The sequence below is a fragment of the Vibrio sp. 1069 genome (assembly GCF_033340555.1).
This window is the reverse complement of the sequence record NZ_JAWOWP010000478.1, coordinates 1-652: the sequence shown is the minus strand read 5'-3', so window position 1 is coordinate 652 and position 652 is coordinate 1. Positions and strand designations below refer to the sequence as shown.

Annotated in this window: 1 protein-coding gene; it reads right to left on the bottom strand. The window is 47.1% G+C overall.

The features are described from left to right. A partial coding sequence (locus R7040_RS27255) for a TerC/Alx family metal homeostasis membrane protein (protein ID WP_318097717.1) occupies window positions 1–652 on the bottom strand: 652 nt, incomplete at both ends.

The following is a 652-nucleotide window of genomic DNA, read 5'->3' as shown; positions in this document are numbered from 1 at the left end:
GTCAACGACCAAATCGTTGGGATTTCGTATTCTGTTCCGACCAAAAGCATCTTCACACCGATAAACATCATGATCACAGAGAGCGCAGGTTTTAAGTAGACAAACTTGTCCAGCATCGCTTGCAGCACGAAGTACAGCGAGCGTAAGCCTAACAACGCGAATACGTTAGCCGCTAACACCAAGAATGGCTCGCGAGTGACCGCAAAAATAGCCGGAATTGAATCGAGTGCAAACATCACATCCATCACGGCGATCACGCCTACTACAATTAACATTGGCGTCGCAACCCACTTCCCTGCTTGCTTCAAGAACATATGATTACCTTGATAATCATCCGTCACTGGCAGCAATTTACGAATCACTTGCTCTGGGTATGGGTTCACTTCTTCCTCTTCACCTTTGTCGCGAGCAAGCTTAATGCCTGTCCAGATTAGGAACGCCGCAAATAGGTAGAGTACCCAATGGTATTGGGCGAGTAGCTGCGCACCGACAGCAATCATAATTGCTCGCAGAACCAACGCGCCAATCACACCCCATAGTAACGCACGCGGACGAAGATGCTCTGGCACTTTGTATTGGGCAAATATGATGGCGAAGACAAATAAGTTATCAACGCTTAATGATTTTTCGAGCAAGTAACCAGTTAGGAATG